The organism is Streptomyces sp. NPDC101225 (genome assembly GCF_044767585.1).
Taxonomy (GTDB): Bacteria; Actinomycetota; Actinomycetes; order Streptomycetales; family Streptomycetaceae; genus Streptomyces.
The window spans coordinates 124,855-143,448 of record NZ_JBIWOE010000010.1 but is presented as its reverse complement, the minus strand read 5'-3'; the positions used below and the strand labels follow the sequence as shown (position 1 = coordinate 143,448).

The 18,594-nt window shown below is 72.7% G+C and carries 21 protein-coding genes and 1 riboswitch; of the genes, 11 read left to right on the top strand and 10 right to left on the bottom strand.

Annotated features, from left to right (window positions below; genetic code table 11):
- Positions 1-76 precede the first annotated feature (76 nt).
- Positions 77-288: riboswitch (cyclic di-AMP (ydaO/yuaA leader) on the top strand.
- 3 nt (positions 289-291) lie between these two features.
- Positions 292-765, top strand: coding sequence for a C40 family peptidase (locus tag ACIRPX_RS17240; protein WP_404194609.1), 474 nt, complete (start codon positions 292-294; stop codon positions 763-765).
- 290 nt (positions 766-1,055) lie between these two features.
- Here the strand turns inward: ACIRPX_RS17240 and ACIRPX_RS17235 are convergent, their stop codons facing one another.
- Positions 1,056-1,514 (bottom strand): ATP-binding protein, encoded by a 459-nt coding sequence (locus ACIRPX_RS17235; protein ID WP_404194606.1) that lies wholly within the window; start codon positions 1,512-1,514, stop codon positions 1,056-1,058.
- A gap of 213 nt (positions 1,515-1,727) precedes the next feature.
- On the opposite strand from ACIRPX_RS17235, the gene ACIRPX_RS17230 reads away from it, so the two are divergent.
- Both ACIRPX_RS17230 and ACIRPX_RS17225 read left to right on the top strand, forming a co-directional pair.
- Positions 1,728-2,588 (top strand): helix-turn-helix domain-containing protein, encoded by an 861-nt coding sequence (locus ACIRPX_RS17230; RefSeq protein WP_404194604.1) that lies wholly within the window; start codon positions 1,728-1,730, stop codon positions 2,586-2,588.
- Between the two features lie 9 nt (positions 2,589-2,597).
- A complete protein-coding gene (locus ACIRPX_RS17225; protein WP_404194601.1) occupies positions 2,598-2,825 on the top strand; it encodes a DUF397 domain-containing protein in 228 nt (75 codons plus the stop codon).
- A 41-nt stretch (positions 2,826-2,866) separates the two neighbouring features.
- Here ACIRPX_RS17225 and ACIRPX_RS17220 read toward each other — a convergent pair whose 3' ends face one another.
- Positions 2,867-3,994, bottom strand: coding sequence for an 8-amino-7-oxononanoate synthase (locus ACIRPX_RS17220; protein ID WP_404194599.1), 1,128 nt, complete (start codon positions 3,992-3,994; stop codon positions 2,867-2,869).
- Positions 3,995-4,141: 147 nt separating this feature from the next.
- Here ACIRPX_RS17220 and bioB point away from each other — a divergent pair, with 147 nt between their 5' ends.
- The 3 genes from bioB to bioD are packed head-to-tail and all read left to right on the top strand — an operon-like array spanning position 4,142 to position 7,330.
- Positions 4,142-5,338, top strand: a complete 1,197-nt coding sequence (gene bioB, locus ACIRPX_RS17215) for a biotin synthase BioB (protein WP_404194596.1) — start codon at positions 4,142-4,144, stop codon at positions 5,336-5,338.
- Positions 5,331-6,611 carry an adenosylmethionine--8-amino-7-oxononanoate transaminase gene (locus ACIRPX_RS17210; protein WP_404194593.1) on the top strand — a complete coding sequence of 427 codons (1,281 nt, stop codon included), beginning with the start codon at positions 5,331-5,333 and terminating at the stop codon, positions 6,609-6,611. The genes bioB and ACIRPX_RS17210 overlap by 8 nt, the downstream gene beginning before the upstream one ends.
- A 2-nt stretch (positions 6,612-6,613) precedes the next feature.
- On the top strand, positions 6,614-7,330 hold the full coding sequence (bioD, locus tag ACIRPX_RS17205) for a dethiobiotin synthase (RefSeq protein WP_404194873.1): 717 nt from the start codon (positions 6,614-6,616) through the stop codon (positions 7,328-7,330).
- A 60-nt stretch (positions 7,331-7,390) separates the two neighbouring features.
- Here the strand turns inward: bioD and pqqE are convergent, their stop codons facing one another.
- Genes pqqE through ACIRPX_RS17175 form a run of 6 tightly spaced genes read right to left on the bottom strand, consistent with a single transcriptional unit; the run spans position 7,391 to position 11,787 of the window.
- Positions 7,391-8,572 carry a pyrroloquinoline quinone biosynthesis protein PqqE gene (gene pqqE / locus ACIRPX_RS17200; RefSeq protein WP_404194870.1) on the bottom strand — a complete coding sequence of 394 codons (1,182 nt, stop codon included), beginning with the start codon at positions 8,570-8,572 and terminating at the stop codon, positions 7,391-7,393.
- Positions 8,560-8,829 carry a pyrroloquinoline quinone biosynthesis peptide chaperone PqqD gene (pqqD, locus tag ACIRPX_RS17195; RefSeq protein ID WP_404194591.1) on the bottom strand — a complete coding sequence of 90 codons (270 nt, stop codon included), beginning with the start codon at positions 8,827-8,829 and terminating at the stop codon, positions 8,560-8,562. The genes pqqE and pqqD overlap by 13 nt, the downstream gene beginning before the upstream one ends.
- A complete protein-coding gene (gene pqqC, locus ACIRPX_RS17190) occupies positions 8,826-9,542 on the bottom strand; it encodes a pyrroloquinoline-quinone synthase PqqC (protein WP_404194867.1) in 717 nt (238 codons plus the stop codon). The genes pqqD and pqqC overlap by 4 nt, the downstream gene beginning before the upstream one ends.
- 14 nt (positions 9,543-9,556) lie before the next feature.
- Positions 9,557-10,456 carry a pyrroloquinoline quinone biosynthesis protein PqqB gene (gene pqqB / locus ACIRPX_RS17185; protein WP_404194588.1) on the bottom strand — a complete coding sequence of 300 codons (900 nt, stop codon included), beginning with the start codon at positions 10,454-10,456 and terminating at the stop codon, positions 9,557-9,559.
- 9 nt (positions 10,457-10,465) lie between these two features.
- The gene (pqqA, locus tag ACIRPX_RS17180; protein ID WP_404194585.1) at positions 10,466-10,606 is read right to left on the bottom strand and encodes a pyrroloquinoline quinone precursor peptide PqqA; all 141 of its coding nucleotides are present in this window, start codon (positions 10,604-10,606) and stop codon (positions 10,466-10,468) included.
- 47 nt (positions 10,607-10,653) lie between these two features.
- Positions 10,654-11,787, bottom strand: a complete 1,134-nt coding sequence (locus ACIRPX_RS17175; protein WP_404194582.1) for a PQQ-dependent sugar dehydrogenase — start codon at positions 11,785-11,787, stop codon at positions 10,654-10,656.
- A gap of 350 nt (positions 11,788-12,137) precedes the next feature.
- Between ACIRPX_RS17175 and ACIRPX_RS17170 the strand changes: the two genes are divergently transcribed.
- The gene (locus tag ACIRPX_RS17170; RefSeq protein ID WP_404194579.1) at positions 12,138-12,839 is read left to right on the top strand and encodes a class I SAM-dependent methyltransferase; all 702 of its coding nucleotides are present in this window, start codon (positions 12,138-12,140) and stop codon (positions 12,837-12,839) included.
- Here ACIRPX_RS17170 and ACIRPX_RS17165 read toward each other — a convergent pair whose 3' ends face one another.
- Complete coding sequence (locus ACIRPX_RS17165; RefSeq protein ID WP_404194577.1) at positions 12,840-13,217, bottom strand: fic family toxin-antitoxin system, toxin component; 378 nt, start codon at positions 13,215-13,217, stop codon at positions 12,840-12,842.
- 4 nt (positions 13,218-13,221) lie between these two features.
- On the bottom strand, positions 13,222-13,464 hold the full coding sequence (locus ACIRPX_RS17160) for a toxin-antitoxin system HicB family antitoxin (protein ID WP_404194574.1): 243 nt from the start codon (positions 13,462-13,464) through the stop codon (positions 13,222-13,224).
- 238 nt (positions 13,465-13,702) lie between these two features.
- Between ACIRPX_RS17160 and ACIRPX_RS17155 the strand changes: the two genes are divergently transcribed.
- The 4 genes from ACIRPX_RS17155 to ACIRPX_RS17140 all read left to right on the top strand — a co-directional run bounded on the left by ACIRPX_RS17155 (position 13,703) and on the right by ACIRPX_RS17140 (position 18,516).
- The gene (locus ACIRPX_RS17155) at positions 13,703-14,521 is read left to right on the top strand and encodes an ABC transporter ATP-binding protein (RefSeq protein ID WP_404194571.1); all 819 of its coding nucleotides are present in this window, start codon (positions 13,703-13,705) and stop codon (positions 14,519-14,521) included.
- Positions 14,522-14,525: 4 nt separating this feature from the next.
- Positions 14,526-17,093 carry an ABC transporter permease gene (locus ACIRPX_RS17150; protein WP_404194569.1) on the top strand — a complete coding sequence of 856 codons (2,568 nt, stop codon included), beginning with the start codon at positions 14,526-14,528 and terminating at the stop codon, positions 17,091-17,093.
- Between the two features lie 46 nt (positions 17,094-17,139).
- A complete protein-coding gene (locus ACIRPX_RS17145; protein ID WP_404194566.1) occupies positions 17,140-18,027 on the top strand; it encodes an LLM class F420-dependent oxidoreductase in 888 nt (295 codons plus the stop codon).
- Positions 18,028-18,090: 63 nt separating this feature from the next.
- A complete protein-coding gene (locus tag ACIRPX_RS17140) occupies positions 18,091-18,516 on the top strand; it encodes a GNAT family N-acetyltransferase (protein ID WP_404194563.1) in 426 nt (141 codons plus the stop codon).
- Positions 18,517-18,594 lie beyond the last annotated feature (78 nt).

The window sequence follows — 18,594 nt, the reverse complement described above, 5'->3', positions numbered from 1 at the left end:
TTCCATTGGGATTTTCGGACATCGGTAGGCGAAGATCCCTGTCTGACGACAAGCCCCCGCTGCAGCGGCGGGGCGATCCGGGCGGACGCCGAGTCCTGCCGCCGCCCGGATGACTGGTCGACAGGAGTGGATCGGCAGGAGTGGAGGACCCAAGCACGACGGGTCGCCGGAACGGTCACGCCATGGCCGGGTCGAGCAGCCCTTGGGGTGAAGCCGCGTCAGCGGCCGGGCAACTTCGCCAGCCCGAATCCGACAGGTCATCCTTCACAGGCGGCTGACGAAGGGTTGCGCATGACTGCGCTCAATCGTGTCCCGTCGCTCATGGTCCGGGCCGGTACGGCCTCGGCTCTCACCCTCGCCGCGGTGGGCGGCTCGGTCGTGGTGCCGGGTGTCGCCTCCGAGGCCGCGGCCGCCACGTCGGCGACGAAGGCACTTCACATCGCGGCCGCCAAAAAGGGTTCTCCCTACAAGTGGGGAGCCGCGGGACCGCACAGGTTCGACTGCTCCGGGCTCACGCTGTACTCGTTCAAGAAGGCGGGCAAGAAACTGCCCCGCACGGCGGCCCAGCAGTACAACCGGACCCACCACGTCTCCGCGAAACACCGTAAGGCCGGAGACCTCGTGTTCTTCCACTCCGGCCACAGCGTCTACCACGTGGGCATCTACGCCGGGAAGGGGAAGATCTGGCACGCCCCGAAGACGGGCGACGTCGTGAAGCTGCAGAAGATCTGGACGAAGAGCGTCTGGTACGGCCGGGTCAGCTGACTCTCCCGCGGGGGCGGGGGCGACCTGACACGCCGTCGCCCCCGCGGGGCCTGACCCGGGCTCGACGGGTTACCCGCGGGGCATGGCCGAGCACCGTCCCCGCACCGCGCGCACCGAGACGCCGCTCGGGCGCGCCGACCACGGCGTCGCCGGACCGGCGCGCCCGCCGCCGTGTGCGCCACGGCCGAGCAGGGGCGTGCTGACGTCCACCACCACCGGGTCGTGCTGCCGGTGGTCGAGGTGACGACGCGCAGCCGCGCCGCCGCGTCCGGCTGAGGCCCGCCGCTCCGCTACGGCTCCTGCTGCCCCGCCGCCGTCACGGGCTGCGCGGGGGCGGTCCAGGGAAGTTCGATGGAGACCGTCTTGCCGCCCTCCCTGGTGGGCCGCACCCGCAGTCTTCCGCCGCACTCGGCGGCCAGCCAGCGGATGATCACCATGCCCCGGCCGTTGTCCTGCTGGACGGCGGCGGGCAGTCGCTTCGGGAAGCGGGGGTGGGAGTCCGTGACGCCGATGCGCAGTTCCTCGTCACGGTGGAGTTGGATGTCCACGGTGAAGGTGGGTGACTGCCCGAAGGTGTGCTGTACGGCGTTGGTGGCCAGTTCGGAGACGATGAGCCGGACGGTCTCGGCCGTGTCGCTGCTCGCTGGAAGGCCCCACTCCGCGAGCGTGTCGACCACGTAGCCACGGGCCGCGGAGACCGAGGCCGGCTCGCTCGGCAGAGTGACGGATGCTTCCAGATGGTCTGCCATGGCGCGGTCGTCCCTTTCCCACGGGGCCGGAGTCCGACACGGAGCGGATGGTTCGAGTACGGTCCCGGACTGGTGCTTCGTCGCCAGACTGCCATTACTGCGCCTGTCACGGGTGGCGATCCACCAAGATATGCATATATCTGTCGCTCGATGCGGTGAACTCTGCGACGGGAGACCGTATTTGGGTGGCCCGTAAGGAGTAAGGAGTAGCGCATGCAGCACGGTCCCGCGGTGCGCCGCCGGAAGCTGGGCGCCGAACTGCGTGAGTTGCGCGCGAGTGCGGGGCTCACGAGCGGTGAGGCGGCCCGGCTCGCGGGCTGGCACCAGTCGAAGGTGAGCCGCATCGAAACCGGCGCCAGCGGGGTGAAACCGGCCGATGTGCGGTTACTTCTCGACGTCTACGCCGTGTCGGACGCCCAACTGCGGGAGTTGCTCCTGGTGTTGGCGGGTTCCGACGAGAGCGGCGGCCGGCACCACTGGTGGCACGCCTATCGCGGGGTGCTGCCGCCCACCTACCGGGACTTCATCAGCCTGGAGTCCCAGGCGAGTGCGATGAGCACGCTGGAGACGTCCGTCGTGCCCGGCCTGCTCCAGACGCCCGAGTACGCACGCGCGGTGACCAGGGCGGCGGTCGGCGGACCGGACGACGACCGGCTCGACGCCCTGGTCGAGGTCCGGCTGGCCAGGCAGGACGTGCTGCGCTCGGACCGGCCGCTGAGCCTGAGCGCGGTGCTCGACGAGGCGGTGCTGCGCCGGGAGGTCGGCGGCCCCGACGTCATGGCGCTTCAGCTGCGGCGGCTGCTGGACACGGCGCAGCTGCCTCAAGTGCGGCTGCAGGTACTGCCGTTCGCCGCCGGTGCGCATGTCGGCGTCACCGGCCCTTTCGTAATCTTCTCATTTTCGAGCACTTCTGATCTGGACGTGGTTGTTCTCGACCACTTGACGAGTAGCCTCTACCTGGAACGGAAAGAAGACCTCCGGGCTTACAGCGAGGCCTTCAAGGACCTCCAGTCCCACGCCCTTTCGCCCGAGGACTCGTTGGATTACATCGCCGCGATAGGTGACGGCGCGTAAGGAGGCACCATGTCCGCACTGCCTCGGAACGTACCTTCCAGCAACGATCTGCACGACGTGCGGTGGCTGCGCAGCAGCTACAGCACCGGAGCCAACAACTGCGTCGAAACGGCGCGCCCGCGCTCCGGGCCCCTGGCCGGGCTGCTCGCCGTGCGCGACTCCAAGGACCCGAGCGGTCCCGCCCTGCTCTTCTCCCCCGGGAGCTGGACGGACTTCACCGCCGCAGTCGTGTCCTGATCAGTCCTGCGTCGTGCGGCACACGGCCGTGTCACGCCGACTCATGGTCGCGTCTCGCCGATCACCAGGACAGCGCGTTCGATCTCTGCCCCGGTCAGGTCCGCACGGGCGGTCAGCCTCAGCCGTGAGATGCCGTCGGGCACCGAAGGAGGACGGAAGCACCCCACGGCGAGGCCGGCCGTACGGCAGTCGGCCGCCCACCGCACGGCCTGTTCCGGGGAGGGCGCGCGCACCGAGACCACCGCGGCGTCCGGGCGTACCGCCTCATGCCCCGCGGCGGTCAGCCGTGCGTGCAGTTCTGCGGCCACCGAGCGCGCCCGTGCCGCCCGCTGCGGCTCGCGGCGCAGCAGCCGGAGGGCCGCGAGGGCCGCGCCCGCCGCGGCGGGCGCGAGTCCCGTGTCGAAGATGAACGTCCGGGCCGCGTTGACCAGATGGTCGACGACCCGGGCGGGACCGAGGACGGCTCCGCCCTGGCTGCCGAGCGACTTCGACAGCGTGACCGTGACGACGAGGTCGTCCGCGCCCGCCAGCCCTGCGGCCTGTGCGGCACCGCGGCCGCCCTCGCCCAGGACGCCCAGGCCGTGGGCGTCGTCGACGAGCAGTCCCGCGCCGCGCTCACGGCAGGCCGCGGCCAGTTCGGCCAGCGGGGCCGCGTCGCCGTCGACGGAGAAGACGGTGTCCGACACCACGACGGCCGGACCCTCGTGCGTCCGCAGCGCCTTGCGCACGGCCTCCGGGTCGGCGTGCCCGACCACCTGCCGGGTGCCCCGGGCCAGCCGGCAGCCGTCGATCAGGGAGGCGTGGTTGCCCGCGTCGGAGACGATCAGCGAACCGTGCGGGGCCAGCGTGGCGACCGCGGCGAGGTTGGCCGCGTAGCCGGAGGAGAAGACCAGGGCCGCCTCGAAGCCGCAGAAGTCCGCGAGCTCCCGCTCCAGCTCGGTGTGGAGCTCGGTGGTGCCGGTGACGAGCCGGGAGCCCGTCGCGCCGCCGCCCCAGGTCCGCGCCGCACCGGCCGCGCCCTCGGCGACCTCCGGGTGACGGGCGAGACCCAGGTAGTCGTTGCTCGCGAGATCGAGGAGCGCGGAGTCCGCGGGGCGCGGCCGCAGGGTCCGTACGAGTCCGGCGCGACGGCGCTGCCGCGCCTGTTCGTCGATCCAGCCGAACGCCATGACTCCTCCGGGGCTTTTGTAGGCAGTGAACAGACACTAGCCGGACGCGCGCCACCCCATGATGTGGCAATACACACACGACGAAGTGACTCTCTTGTTCCATCTCTCCTTGGCCCCGAGCGGGTCGGTAGGACAGGATCGGCTCTCATGGACCTGCTGAACACGCTGGTGGACAAGGGGCTTCGGCGCGAGCTGCCGACCCGCGAGGAAGCTCTGGCCGTTCTCGCCACGTCGGACGACGACGTGCTCGACGTGGTGGCCGCGGCCGGGAAGGTGCGCCGGCAGTGGTTCGGCCGACGGGTGAAACTCAACTATCTCGTCAACCTCAAGTCGGGCCTGTGTCCCGAGGACTGCTCGTACTGCTCCCAGCGGCTGGGCTCGAAGGCCGACATCCTCAAGTACACCTGGCTCAAGCCCGAACAGGCCTCGCAGGCCGCCGCCGCGGGACTGGCCGGCGGCGCCAAGCGGGTGTGCCTGGTGGCCTCCGGGCGCGGCCCGACCGACCGGGACATCGACCGGGTCGCGGGCACCATCAAGGCGATCAAGGGCGAGAACGAGAACGTCGAGGTGTGCGCCTGCCTGGGCCTGCTCTCCGACGGCCAGGCCGAGCGGCTGCGTGAGGCCGGCGCGGACGCCTACAACCACAACCTCAACACGTCCGAGGCGACGTACGGGGACATCACGACCACCCACACGTACGCCGACCGGGTGGACACGGTGTCCAAGGCGCACGCGGCCGGGCTGTCCGCCTGCTCGGGCCTGATCGCCGGCATGGGCGAGAGCGACGAGGACCTGGTGGACGTCGTCTTCTCGCTGCGCGAGCTGGACCCGGACTCGGTGCCGGTGAACTTCCTGATCCCGATGGAGGGCACCCCGCTGGCCACGGAGTGGCACCTCACCCCCCAGCGCTGCCTGCGCATCCTGGCGATGGTGCGGTTCGTGTGCCCGGACGTCGAGGTGCGCATCGCGGGCGGCCGCGAGGTGCATCTGCGCACGATGCAGCCGCTCGCGCTGCACCTCGCCAACTCGATCTTCCTCGGCGACTACCTCACCAGTGAGGGCCAGGCGGGCCGGACCGACCTGGAGATGATCGCGGACGCCGGGTTCGAGGTGGAGGGCGCCGGCGAGGTGACGCTGCCGGAGCACCGGGCGACGGCGGGCGGCGGGTGCGGTACGCACGCCGGTGCCGGCTGCGGGTCCCACGAGGACGCCGGCTGCGGGGCGCACGAGGGCGGCGACGTGCGCGGTACGGCCGCGGCCGTGCCCGCGGCGGGCGAGCTGCGTTCCGACCTGGTCGCCGTCCGCCGCCGCGGTGCCGGAACGGACCTCGCGCCCAATGCCTGACCTGCCCGTCCCCGACCTGCTGGAGCTGGACCGGCGACATGTGTGGCATCCGTACGGCCCCATGCCCGGCCGGGCCGAACCGCTCGTCGTGGAGTCGGCGAGCGGGGTGCGGCTGCGCATGGCGGACGGCTCGGGCGAGCTGGTCGACGGGATGTCCTCCTGGTGGTCGGCGATCCACGGCTACAACCACCCGGTGCTCAACGAGGCCGCGCGCGAGCAGCTGGGCCGGATGAGCCATGTGATGTTCGGCGGGCTCACGCACGAGCCCGCCGTCCGGCTCGCGAAGCTCCTTGTCGACATGTCGCCCGACGGTCTGGAGCATGTCTTCCTCGCCGACTCCGGCTCGGTGTCGGTCGAGGTCGCGGTCAAGATGTGCCTGCAGTACTGGCGCTCGCTGGGCCGCCCCGCCAAACGGCGGCTGCTGACCTGGCGCGGCGGCTACCACGGCGACACCTGGCAGCCGATGTCGGTGTGCGACCCCGAGGGCGGGATGCACGAGCTGTGGACCGGGGTGCTGCCCCGGCAGGTGTTCGTGGACGCGCCTCCGGCCGAGTACGACGACTCGTACGCGCAGCGGCTGCGCGCGGCGATCGAGCGGCACGCCGACGAACTGGCCGCCGTGATCGTGGAACCGGTGGTGCAGGGCGCCGGCGGGATGCGCTTCCACTCCCCCGCGTATCTGCGGGTGCTGCGCGAGGCGTGCGACGCGCACGGCGTCCTGCTGGTGTTCGACGAGATCGCGACCGGGTTCGGCCGTACGGGCTCGCTGTTCGCGGCCGGGCACGCGGCCGTGACGCCGGACGTGATGTGCGTCGGCAAGGCGCTCACCGGCGGCTACCTGACCATGGCGGCCACCCTGTGCACGCCGAAGGTGGCCGAGGGCATCTCGCGGGGCGAGGTGCCGGTCCTGGCCCACGGCCCGACCTTCATGGGCAACCCGCTCGCCGCCTCCGTCGCCTGCGCCTCGATCGAGCTGCTGCTCGGCCAGGACTGGCTGGCGGAGGTCAAGCGGATCGAGGCGGGGCTGCGGGCGGGGCTGGCGCCGGCGCTGGAGCTGCCGGGCGTGCGGGACGTGCGCGTCCTCGGCGCCATCGGCGTGGTCCAGCTGGATCACGCCGTGGACATGAGGGCCGCGGCGCAGGCGGCCGTACGCGAGGGCGTGTGGCTGCGGCCCTTCCGCGACCTGATCTACACGATGCCGCCGTACGTCACCGGGGACGCCGACGTGGCGCGGATCGCGCGCGCGGTGTGTGCGGCGGCGCGGGAGGGATGAACATGCCGATCCTGATGATCACGGGTACCGGCACGGAGGTCGGCAAGACGATCACGACGGCCGCGGTGGCCGCCAACGCGCTCGCGGCCGGCCGGTCGGTGGCCGTGCTCAAGGCCGCGCAGACCGGTGTGCGGCCGGACGAGCCCGGTGACGCCGCGGAGGTGGCGCGGCTCGCGGGCGCCGTCACGACGGCCGAACTCGCCCGCTACCCCGAGCCGTTGGCACCGGAGACGGCCGCGCGGCGCGCCGGGATGACGGCGGTGCGCCCGCAGGACGTCGCCGAGGCCGCCGCCAAGCTGGCCACCGGGCACGACCTGGTCCTGGTGGAGGGAGCGGGCGGCCTGCTGGTCCGCTTCGACCCGGCGGGCGGCACCCTGGCGGACGCGGCCGCACTGCTGCGCGCACCGGTCCTGGTCGTCACGTCGCCGGGCCTCGGCACCCTGAACACCTCGGAGCTGACGGCACGCGAACTGCGCGCCCGCGGCCTGGATCTGCTGGGCATGGTGATCGGCGCCTGGCCCGGCTCCCCCGACCTGGCCTCCCGCTGCAACCTGGCCGACCTCCCGGACGTCACGGACGCACCCCTGCTGGGCGCCCTTCCGGCCGGTGCGGCGGCCCTGGAACCCGCCGGCTTCCGCACCGCGGCCCGGGACTGGCTGGCCCCACGGCTGGACGGGACGTGGGACGCAAGGGCGTTTCGGGAGCGGGAAGCACCCTAGGGCAAGTCGCGAAAGTGGCGTCGTCCGCCCGCCGGGCGGGCGGGACTTTCGCAACACGCCTTAGGTGCGCCGGCCCGCGGCGGTGTCGACACGGGTGTCCGGTGGCCGCCCGGCCGGCTCGGGGCGGGTCGGTGCCCGCCGGACGATCGTCGCCGGTCCGGCCGCCGCGGGCCCGTCCGTCAGGCTCCGGACCAGGGCGTGGTCCGGGGACAGGCGGCAGGCCGGGTCCGTGCGGGCGGGGTCGCCGGTGAGCGCGTAGGACTGGCAGCGGCAGCCGCCGAAGTCCTCGTCGCGGCGGGAGCAGCCGCGGCAGGGGGCGGGCATCCAGTCGGTTCCGCGGTAGCGGGCGAAGGCTCCGGAGTGGTCCCAGATCCAGGTCAGCGGGTGGTCGCGGACGTTGGGCGGATCCAGGTCCGGCAGACAGGCCGCGGCCGGGCAGGGCAGGGCAGTGCCGTCCGGGGTGACGGTGAGCGAGACGGCCCCCCAGCCGCCCATGCAGGGCTTGGCCACGCCGTCGAAGTAGTCGGGGACGACCCAGACCAGGGCGGGGCCGTCGGGTGTGAGCCGCTCGCGCCATCGCCCGACGGCCGCCTGGGCGCGGGTGAGCTGGTCGCGGGTGGGCAGCAGTGCGGCACGGTTGAGCAGCCCCCAGCCGTAGAACTGCGTGTTGGCCAGTTCGATGCGGTCCACGCCCCAGGACAGGCCGAGTGCGACGACGGCGTCGATCGCGTCGAGGTTCTCGCGGTGCAGGACGACGTTGAGGCCGAGCGGGAGCCCGGCGGCCCGTACGAGTGCCGCGGCGCGTTCCTTGTCCGCGAAGGACCGGCGCCCGGCGATCCGGTCGGAGGCGTCCGGATCGGCGTGCTGGACGGACAGCTGGACGCTGCGCAGCCCCGCGTCGGTGAGCGCCGACAGCCGGGCGCGGTCCAGGCCCACGCCGCTGGTGACGAGCTGGGTGTAGATGCCGGCGCTCTCGGCCGCGGCGACGATCTCCTCCAGGTCGCGCCGCACCAGCGGTTCACCGCCGGAGAGATGGGTGTGCACCACGCCCAGCTCGCCGGCCTGGCGCAGCACGTCCGCCCACTGCCCGGTGCTCAGCTCGCGCGAACGCCGGGTCAGCTCCAGCGGGTTGGAGCAGTACCCGCAGCGCAGCGGGCAGGCGTGGGTGAGCTCGGCCAGCAGGGCCCAGGGGCGGCCGGGGGCGGGTACGGGGGTCGGATCGGCCGTGGTCAACGCAGCCAGCCCTCCTCGCGCATGTCCTCCAGGAAGGGAGGCACGTCGGTGGCCACGGGGGTACCGGGGAAGCGGCCGGCCAGCTCGCCGACGATGTCGCGCACGCTGCGCGTCCCGTCGCACAGGCCGACGACCGCCCCGGCCGCGCCCCGCAGGACGACGACGCGTTCGGGGAGCAGCAGCAGATCCGTGTCCCGGACGCGGTCGTGGCGCAGGACGATCGCGGGCGCGAGCCTGGGCCGCCAGTCGGCCGACGTGGCCGTCACGCCTCCTCCCGGTGACCGGCCTGGTCCACCGCGTCGAGCAGCGACCACAGCACGTCGCACTTGAACCGCAGTGCCGTCACGGCCCGTTCCTGCTCGTCCCGGGTGCGGGCCCAGCCGAGCACCAGGTCGAGGGCCTCCCGGCTGTCGCGCCGTCCCTGGGAGACGCGGGTGCGGAAGTAGGCGAGCCCCTCGGCCTCGATCCATGGGTAGTGGCGCTCGAAGGCCTCGATGCGGGTGCGCATCAGGTCGGGGGCCGACAGTTCGGTCAGCGACGCGGCGACCGCGTCGAGGGGCGGGCGCAGCCGGCAGAAGTTGACGTATCCGTCGACCGCCAGCCGTACGCCCGGGAGCACGGTGCCGGCGCCGAGCAGCGTCCCGCGGTCCAGGCCGGCCGCCTCGCCCAGCCGCAGCCACCGCTCGATGCCGCCCTCGCCGTCCTGCTGCCCGTCGTGGTCCTGGATGCGCCGCAGCCACGTCCTGCGCAGCGCGGGCGTCTCCAGCTTGGCGGTGATCAGCGCGTCCTTGACGGGGATGTGGCGCTGGTAGTGGAAGCGGTTGGCGATCCAGCGGCGCAGTTCCTCCCGGCTCAGATCGCCGCTGTGCATACGGAGGTTGAAGGGGTGGCGGTCGTGGTACCGCTCCTCGCCCACGGCACGCAGCCGCGCCTCGAACTCCGCGGCGCCCCAGGGCTCCGCGAGCGGGGCGGACGTCAGCGGTGCTGCGGTGCTCACAGGTCGATCTCCATCCCGTCGGCGGCCACCTCGATGCCCAGCCGGGCGAGCCGCTTGTGCTCGGGCGCCGCCGGGTCGACGAGGGGGTTGGTGTTGTTGAGGTGCGTGTAGAGGCATCGGGCGGAGAGACGGGCGAGGCGCGCGGCGGTGCCGTTCGGCCCGTCGACGGGCAGATGGCCCATGCCGGTGGCGGTCCGTCCGGAGATGCCCGTGCGGCGGGGTTCCTCGTCGTCCCAGAAGGTGCCGTCCACGATGACGCAGTCGGCCTCCTCGGCGGCCTGCTGGAGGCGGTCCGGCCAGTCCGCCAGGGCCGGGGCGTAGAGCGCGGTGGTGCCGCAGACCGGGTCGTACAGCCGCAGCGCGACGACCCAGGCGTCGTCGTCCGGGGCGTCGGCGGCGTAGCGCGGGCGCTTGCCCGACACGGGGATGCCGCTGATCTGCAGGCCCGGCGTGCCGGGGTGGAGTGGTCCGGCGCCGTGCCGCGGCAGCTCGCGCCAGGTCACGCGGGTGTACGGCGCCAGTACGTCGCCGAGGTGCAGCCGGTCCAGGAGCGCGCGGCGCACCGGGGCCGTCGCGACCACCTCGATGCCGTCGGCCTCCCGCAGCCGCGCGATGCCGAGCGTGTGGTCGAGTTCGGCGTCGGTGAGGACCAGCCCGGCGACGGGCGTGCGGCGGGGGCCCGGCCCGGGGTGCAGTTCGGGCCGGCTCTCGATCTGGTCGCCGATGTCGGGGGTCGCGTTGACGAGGTACCAGCGGCCGTCAGGGGCGCGTACGGCCAGGGAGGCGTGGCGCCGGCGCCGGTCGGGATGCGCGCGTGCCCCGCGGCAGCCGGGACACGCGCAGTTCCACTGCGGGATGCCGCCGCCGGCGGCGGTGCCCAGTACCAGCAGCTGCATGGTGCCGGCTCAGCGGGAGCTGAGGGAGTAGGCGGTGACCTCGAGTGCGGTGTCGACGACCTCGTAGGAGGGGGTCTGCCAGGTGGCACCGTCCGGCTCCCGGGCGGGGGTCTGCTCGACGGTCCTGACCTGTTCGGTGACGTCGTTCATGGTGGGGCGTCCTTTCCGGGAGGGGTGGAGGGGTCGACGTGCGGGGGTCACGTGACGGACAGGCGCAGGATCCTGTCCTTGCCGTATCCGGCGTCGCTGGTGCCGATCAGCAGGTCGTCGGTGCCGGGCACGACGGCGAGCGCGCGCAGCCGGCCGAACTCGCCGGGGTAGAAGTCGACCGCGGTGCCGAGGCGGCCGCTGTCGCCGTCGATCGGGATGCGCCACAGCCGCTTTCCGCGCAGCGACGACACGTACAGGACGTTGCGTACGACGGCGATCTGGGCGGGCACGCCCCACTTCGGGGAGAAGACCACCTTGGGATTGGTCATGCCCGGCCTGTCGCAGCCGCCCTCGCAGGCGGGCCAGCCGTAGTTGCGGCCCGGCTCGATGAGGTTGAGCTCGTCCCAGGTCTGGTCGCCGATCTCCGTCTCCCAGAGGTTGCCGTTGCGGTCCCAGGCGAGGCCCTCGGGGTTGCGGTGGCCGAGGCTGTAGACGCGGTCGCCGAACGGGTTGCCCGGGGCGGCGGCGCCGGTCCTGGTGATGCGCAGGATCTTGCCGTTGAGCGACGTGCGGTCCTGGGCCAGCCGCGGGGTGTAGGCGTCGCCGGTGGTGACGTAGAGGTATCCGTCGGGACCGAAGCGGATCTGGCCGCCGTTGTGGTTGCCGATCCGCTTGATCCCCTTGATCAGCACCTTGTAGTGGCTGAGCGACCTGCCGTCGTAGTCCATCCGGACGACGCGGGTCTCGGTCCTCGTGGTGTGCACGAAGAAGACCTGCTTGTCCTTCTTGCCGTCCCAGGTGGGTGACGGGGCGACGCCGAGCAGGCCGCCGGGGCCGTCGTCGTAGGGCTCGGGGACGGTGCCGGGCACCTCGCCGACCCGTGTCTTCTTTCCGTCGAGGCCGAGCCGGAAGACCTGGTAGTCGAGCCGCTGGGTGACCAGCGCCGAGCGGCCGTCCGGCATGAACGTGATGTCCCAGGGCGTCTGGTAGCCCGTCGAGAACGTGCTGATCGCGGACGGGACGCCGCCGTCGGCGGTTCCGGTGGCGGTGGTTCCGGTGGCGGTTCCGGTGGCGGCGGCCGTGGCCGGGCCGACGGTGGACGCGAGCAGCGCGGCCGACGCGGCGAGGGCGCCGAGGACGAACCGGGACGGACGCCGCCTCGAGCGGCCTGGCGCTGGCATGTCGACACCCTTCGTCGTTCCTCGTGCGAGCTGTCGCGAAGGGCAGACTATTTCCGTTTCGTCCGTGCGCTCCGTATTGAAATCATGCCGATGAGTGCCCGTTCTGCCATTCGGACGAGCGGACGGGGGTGCCGTCGGACCGGGTCACCGTCACCGAGCAGGCGGACCCGCTCGATCCGTGCGCGGAGGCCCGACCGGGCGAACGCGCCGCGCGGATGGTGGTCGATGGCGCGGGGCCGAGGGCGAGTCGGGCCGCCGGCCCGGGCCGGGTTCACGCGGGTGGCGGCGGGGGTGCGCGAGGCCGTCACGGGGGAGAATCGCGGTAAGGAACATCGTGCGAGGGAGGTCCCATGCCACTGCGGTCCCCCGGCGCCGGCAAGGTGGCGCGCGATCCCGTGCACCATCCGCTGTTCGCCCGCTGCTACGCCCGGATCAGCGTGCGGGCCGAGACCCGGATGGGGATGGGCGCCGTCCGCGAACGGCTCCTGTCGGGGCTGTCCGGGCGGGTGATCGAGATCGGCGCGGGCAACGGTCTGAACTTCGCGCACTATCCGGGCACCGTCTCGGAGGTGGTGGCGATCGAACCGGAGCGCAGGCTGCGGCAGTTGGCCGTCGAGTCCGCCCTGCGCAGCGAGGTGCCGGTGGACGTCGCACCGGGCGCCGCCGAGGCCCTGCCTGTCAAGAGCGAGGCCTACGACGCGGCGGTGGTCTCGCTGGTGCTGTGCAGCGTGCGCGACGTCCCGCGCGCGCTGGCCGAGGTACGGCGGGTGCTGCGCCCCGGCGGGGCGGTGCGGTTCTTCGAGCACGGCCGCGGCGGCGGCCGGTTCATGCGCCTCACGCAGCGCGCCCTGGACCGCACGGTGTGGCCGCCGCTCAACGGCGGCTGCCACGTGGGCCGGGACCCGGTCGCCGCCCTGCGCGCGGCCGGGTTCGTGCTCGGCCCCTACCGGCGGACGATGATGCCCGAGGCCGGACCGACCCTGCCGACCTCGTACTGCGTACTGGGCACGGCCTGGCGGCCGGAGTCCCGGGATCCCGCCGCCGCGAGATGATCAGGCGGTCGTCCATCCGCGCAGCTCGGCGGCGATGTCCTGAACCGTCGCGTCGCCCCGCTTGACCAGCCGGGCCAGATCGCGGACCTGCACCGGGGAGGTGGCCACCTTCAGTCCGCTGGCGACCAGGTAGGCGTAGGCCACGGCGGAGGCGAACAGCGCGTTGGAGCGTTCCAGGGCCGGTACGTGGATGAGGAGTTGGAGCAGTGCGGCGGCGCGCGCGTGGGGGCTGTCGTAGACGGGGACGCCGAATATCTCCGCCTCGTGGCGTGCGACGGCGGCGATCAGGGCACCCCAGTCGGTGACCTGGGGGTCCCCGGGCGTCTTCTGTTCGGCGAGCATGAGGAGCCAGGCGAGGTCGATGCTGAGTCGGCTCAAGGGATCAGTGACGACCTTCGCCGCGTCCGGACGTGCGCTCCGCGTCGAACTCCTCGGCGAACACGGCCTCGTACTGCTTCATGAAGTCGGCGGCGGCCTCCACGAAGGTGTGGCCCACCTCGCCGGTGTCCTGTCTGACCAGCTCTTCTATGTAGCGATTGACGCTCATGCCGCGGGCCAGGGCGCGCTCGCGGGCGGCGCGGGCCGTGTCCTCGTCCACGCGCACGTTCAACTGGGTCTTCGCCATACCTAGAAGCTAGCGCCGAGGCGCTAGCAGGGGCAAGTGGTCCTCCCCCCCCCGCTCTCCCCGCCGGCCCTTGCCGCGCTCCTCCCGCGGGTGGAGCGTGCCCCTTACATCGGTATCCGGGACACGACCTGGGGTGGAGACGGACCTGCACCCCCGGTGGATTCCGGCTGTGGGCCCGCTCACACTAGGCTCGGCCGCGACGAGGGAGTGGCACGTCCAGGTGAGCGAGGAGGCAGCCTTGTCCACATCAGCTGCGGAGCACGTCCCCGGCCATGCGCCGGCCGGCGGGATCGCGGCCCGAGCCCGCGGCCTGACCAAGGCGTACGGCTCGGGCGAGACGACCGTGCTCGCCCTCGACTCGGTGGACGTGGACATCGCACGCGGCCGCTTCACCGCGGTCATGGGGCCCTCGGGCTCCGGGAAGTCGACACTGATGCACTGCCTGGCGGGGCTCGACACCGTGTCGGCCGGTCAGGTGTGGCTCGGCGACACCGAGATCACGGGGCTGAAGGACCGCGAGCTGACCCGGCTGCGCCGGGACCGGATCGGGTTCATGTTCCAGTCGTTCAACCTGATCCCGACGCTGAACGCGGCCGAGAACATCACCCTGCCCATGGACATCGCGGGCAAGAGGCCCGACGAGAAGTGGCTGGACCAGGTCATCGACACCCTGGGGCTGCGCGACCGGCTGAAGCACCGGCCCGCGCAGCTCTCCGGCGGCCAGCAGCAGCGCGTGGCCTGCGCGCGGGCGCTCGCCTCCCGCCCGGAGCTGATCTTCGCGGACGAGCCGACCGGCAACCTCGACTCGCGGGCCGGCCTGGAGGTCCTCGGCTTCCTGCGCGAGGCCGTGGACCAGCTCGGCCAGACCGTCGTCATGGTCACCCACGACCCCGGTGCCGCCGCCCACTCCGACCTGGTGCTCTTCCTCGGCGACGGCCGGATCGTCGACGAGATGCAGCGGCCGACGGCCGAGGCGGTGCTGGAGCGGATGAAACGCTTCGACGTGATCCGCGGCCAGGCCGGGGCGGACGGCGCCCCGGCGGTCGAGGAGGGCTGACGCCGTGCTCAAGGCAACGCTCAGGAGCTTCCTGGCGCACAAGGGCAGGCTTCTGCTGTCCGCGCTCGCGATCATCCTGTCCGTGGCGTTCGTCGCGGGCAGCCTGATCTTCTCCGACACGGTCACCCGCACCTTCGACCGGCTGTTCGCCTCCACCTCCGCCGACGTGACGGTGGAACCGAAGCAGGACCTCAAGTCGCAGGTCCCCACCGGCCAGGCGCAGACCGTGCCCGCCGCGCTCGCACAGCGCCTGGCGAAGGTCCCCGGGGCCGGTTCGGTGCACGCCGACGTGAGCGTGCAGAACATCACCGTCGTCGACAGCGCGAACAAGTCGGTGGGGCCGACCACGGGCGCGCCCACCATCGCCTCCGACTGGTACGTCACCGACCGCAGCCCCGTGGCGCTGACCTCGGGCGAGGCCCCGCAGAGCGGCGACGAGGCCCTGCTGGACGCCGACACGGCCGACAAGAAGCACGTGAAGATCGGTGACACCCTGACCGTGCTCGCGCAGCCGGGCACCTTCAAGGTCCGCGTCGTCGGCATCGCCACCTTCAAGACCACCAACCCCGGTGCCGCCCTGGTCTTCCTCGACCCGGGGACCGCGGCCACCCAGCTGCTCGGCTCGGCGAGCAGGGCCACCAGCATCGAGGTGAACGCGGCGAAGGGGGTGAGCGACGCGCAGCTCAAGCGCCGCGTCGCCGCCGCGGTCGGCACCGGCCCCTACGACATCAAGACGGCCGACGAGCAGGCCAAGTCGGCCGCCGCGGACCTCGGCGGGTTCCTCGACGTCATCAAGTACGTGATGCTCGGCTTCGCCGGGGTCGCCGTCCTGGTCGGTGTCTTCCTGATCGTCAACACCTTCTCCATGCTGATCGCCCAGCGCACCCGGGAACTGGGCCTGCTCAGGGCGCTGGGCGCCGACCGGCGGCAGGTGCGGCGGTCGGTGCTCACCGAGGCCGTGCTGCTCGGCCTGGTCGGCTCGACGCTCGGCCTGGCGGCCGGCATCGGGCTGGCCGCCGGGCTGATCAAGCTCATGAGCACGTTCGGGATGAACCTCAAGACCACGGAGATGGTGGTCGGTTGGGGCACTCCCGTGGCGGCCTACGTCGTCGGGATCGGCGTCACCTTCGTCGCGGCGTACCTGCCGGCCCGCCGCGCGGCGGGCGTCTCCCCGATGGCCGCCCTCGCGGACGCCGAGATCGCCGGGATCGGCAAACCGCTCAGGACCCGGGCGATCGTCGGCTCGGTCGTCGGCGTGCTCGGCGCGGCCGCCCTGGCCGGCTGCGCCACGGCGACGAGGACGGCCTCGTCCGCCTCGCTGCTGGGCCTCGGCGTGGTCCTCACCCTCATCGCGACGGTGATCGCCGGACCGCTCCTGGTCCGGCCCGTCATCCGGGTGCTGGGCGGCGCCTTCCCGGCCCTGTTCGGCTCCGTCGGCCGGATGAGCCAGCGCAACGCCCTGCGCAACCCCCGCCGTACCGGCGCCACCGCGGCCGCCCTCATGGTCGGACTCGCCCTGGTCGGCGGCATGTCGGTGGCCAGCGCCTCCATGTCCAAGTCCTTCGACCAGCAGATCGACAAGACGCTGGGCGCCGACTTCGTGATCCAGAACAGCAACTTCGTGCCGTTCACGCAGGAGGTCACCGACGCGGTCCGCGGCACGAAGGGCGTGGGCCTCGTCGTACGGCAGCGGTTCGCACCGGTCGCCGTACGGCTGCCGGACGGCAAGCGGGTCGAGACCACCGCGGCGGGCTACGACAACGGCGTGGACGACGTCGCGCACGTGACCTACGTGGCCGGGAACACGGCGGCCGCGCTGGCGCCCGGCAGCCTCGGCATGGACCGCGGCTTCGCGGACGACCACCATGTGCGCGTCGGCAGCACGCTTCCGGTCGAGTTCCCCGGCGGACAGCGGACCTCGCTGAAGGTCGGCGCCCTCACCGACCAGGACAACAGCGGCGGCTTCGGCATGCAGGGCGGGCTGTTCTTCGGGATCTCCACGGTCGAGAAGTACGTGCCGGGCGGCCAGGACTCCGCACTGTACGTCGACAAGTCCGCCGGCACGAACGCCGACCGGCTGCGCGCGAACCTCGACCGGACCCTCGCGCCGTATCCGCAGGTCCAGGTGCGCGACCAGGCCGACTACAAGAAGCTGGTGCACGACCAGATCGCCGTGCTGCTCTACCTCGTCTACGCCCTGCTGGGGCTGGCGATCATCATCGCGGTGCTCGGCGTGGTCAACACCCTCGCCCTGTCGGTGGTGGAGCGGACCCGGGAGATCGGGCTGCTGCGGGCCATCGGACTCGCCCGGCGGCAGCTGCGCCGGATGATCCGGCTGGAGTCGGTGGTGATCGCGGTCTTCGGCGCCGTGCTCGGGCTCGCCCTGGGGCTCGTGTGGGGCGTGTGCACCCAGCAGGTGCTGGCGCTCCAGGGCATGAAGGCGCTCGCGATCCCGTGGTCCACGATCGTCGCGGTGGTGATCGGCTCGGCGGTGGTGGGCATCGTGGCGGCGCTGCTGCCCGCGCTGCGCGCGTCCCGCATGAATGTGCTGGCGGCCATCGCGCACGAGTGATGGACTCCCGGCAGACGCTCATGTCACAGGCAGGTGAGGAGAGTTCATGCCGCGCCCCTTCCGCTTCGGTGTCAGCCTGACCGTTCCCGCGCCCGCCGCGGAGTGGCGCGCCAAGTGCCGCCGGGCCGAGGAGCTCGGCTACGACGTGATCCATGTGCCCGACCACCTGGGCATGGTCGCGCCGTTCCCGGCGCTGGTCGCCGCGGCCGCGGTGACCGAACGGCCGCGGCTGGGCACCTTCGTGCTCAACACGGGCTTCTGGAACCCCGCGCTGCTCGCCCGTGAGGTGGCCACCACGGATGCCCTGACCGGCGGCCGGCTGGAGCTCGGCCTCGGCACCGGCTACGTCCGGTCCGAACTCGACGCGGCGGGGCTGCCGTTCGGCTCCCCCGGCGAGCGCGTGGACCATCTGCGCCGGACCGTCGAGGAGGTGGACCGCCTGCTCGGCTCCGACGACCACCAGCCGCGGCCGGTGCAGAAACGCGTGCCGCTGATGATCGGCGGCAACGGCGACCGGATGATGCAACTCACCGCCGAACACGCCGACATCGCGGCGTTCACGGGTGCGCGCCTGGTGCCGGGGAGCACGACCGGGCGGCTGACGCCGGTCGCTCCCGGCGAGCTCGGGGAGAGCGTGGCGCGCTACCGGCGGCTGGCCGAGGGCCGCGGTGAACCGGCCGAACTGAACCTGCTCCTGCAGATGGTGGCGGTCACCGACGACCGCGCGGCCGCCGTGCGGCCGCTCGTGGAGCGGCTGCCGGACTCGACCGTCGAGCAGGCCCTGGAGCTGCCCATCCTCCTGGTCGGCACGGTCGGGCAGATCGTCGCCCAGGTACTGGCCCGGCGCGAGCGGTTCGGCTTCACCTATCTGACGGTCCTGGAGCCGTACATGGAGGCGTTCGCGCCGGTCGTCGCGGAGCTGGGCGGGCGCTGACGGCCGGACGTCCGGATGCTGGAATTCCGGGTCCGGGACGGGACCGGGTGATGGGATCACCGCATGCCCGATCTTCGTATACGTGCCGCGACGCCCGCCGACCTCGACGCCGTCCTCGCCTTCTGGAGGACGGCCGCCGAGGGCACCAGCATCAGCGACGACCGGGCGGGCGTCCGGCGACTGGTCGAGCGGGACCCCGAGGCCCTCGTCCTGGCCGAGCAGGACGGCGAGCTCGTCGGCACGGTGATCGCCGGCTTCGACGGCTGGCGCTGCCATCTGTACCGGCTGGCCGTGCACCCCGCGCGGCGGCGGCAGGGCATCGGCTCGGCGCTGCTGGCCGCCGCCGAGGAGCGGCTCGTCCTGCTCGGCGGGCGGCGCGGGGACGCGATGGTGCTGGTGCGCAACGAGCGGGCGCACCATGCCTGGCGCGCCGCGGGGTACGCGCCCGAGGAGCACTGGAGGCGCTGGGTGAAGCCCCTCACCGGCTGACCTACTTTGCTCATCCTTTACCATGGGAGGGCCTTCCGGTCCTTCCCGTGAGGGTCATCCGGTCCTGCATGAAAGGTG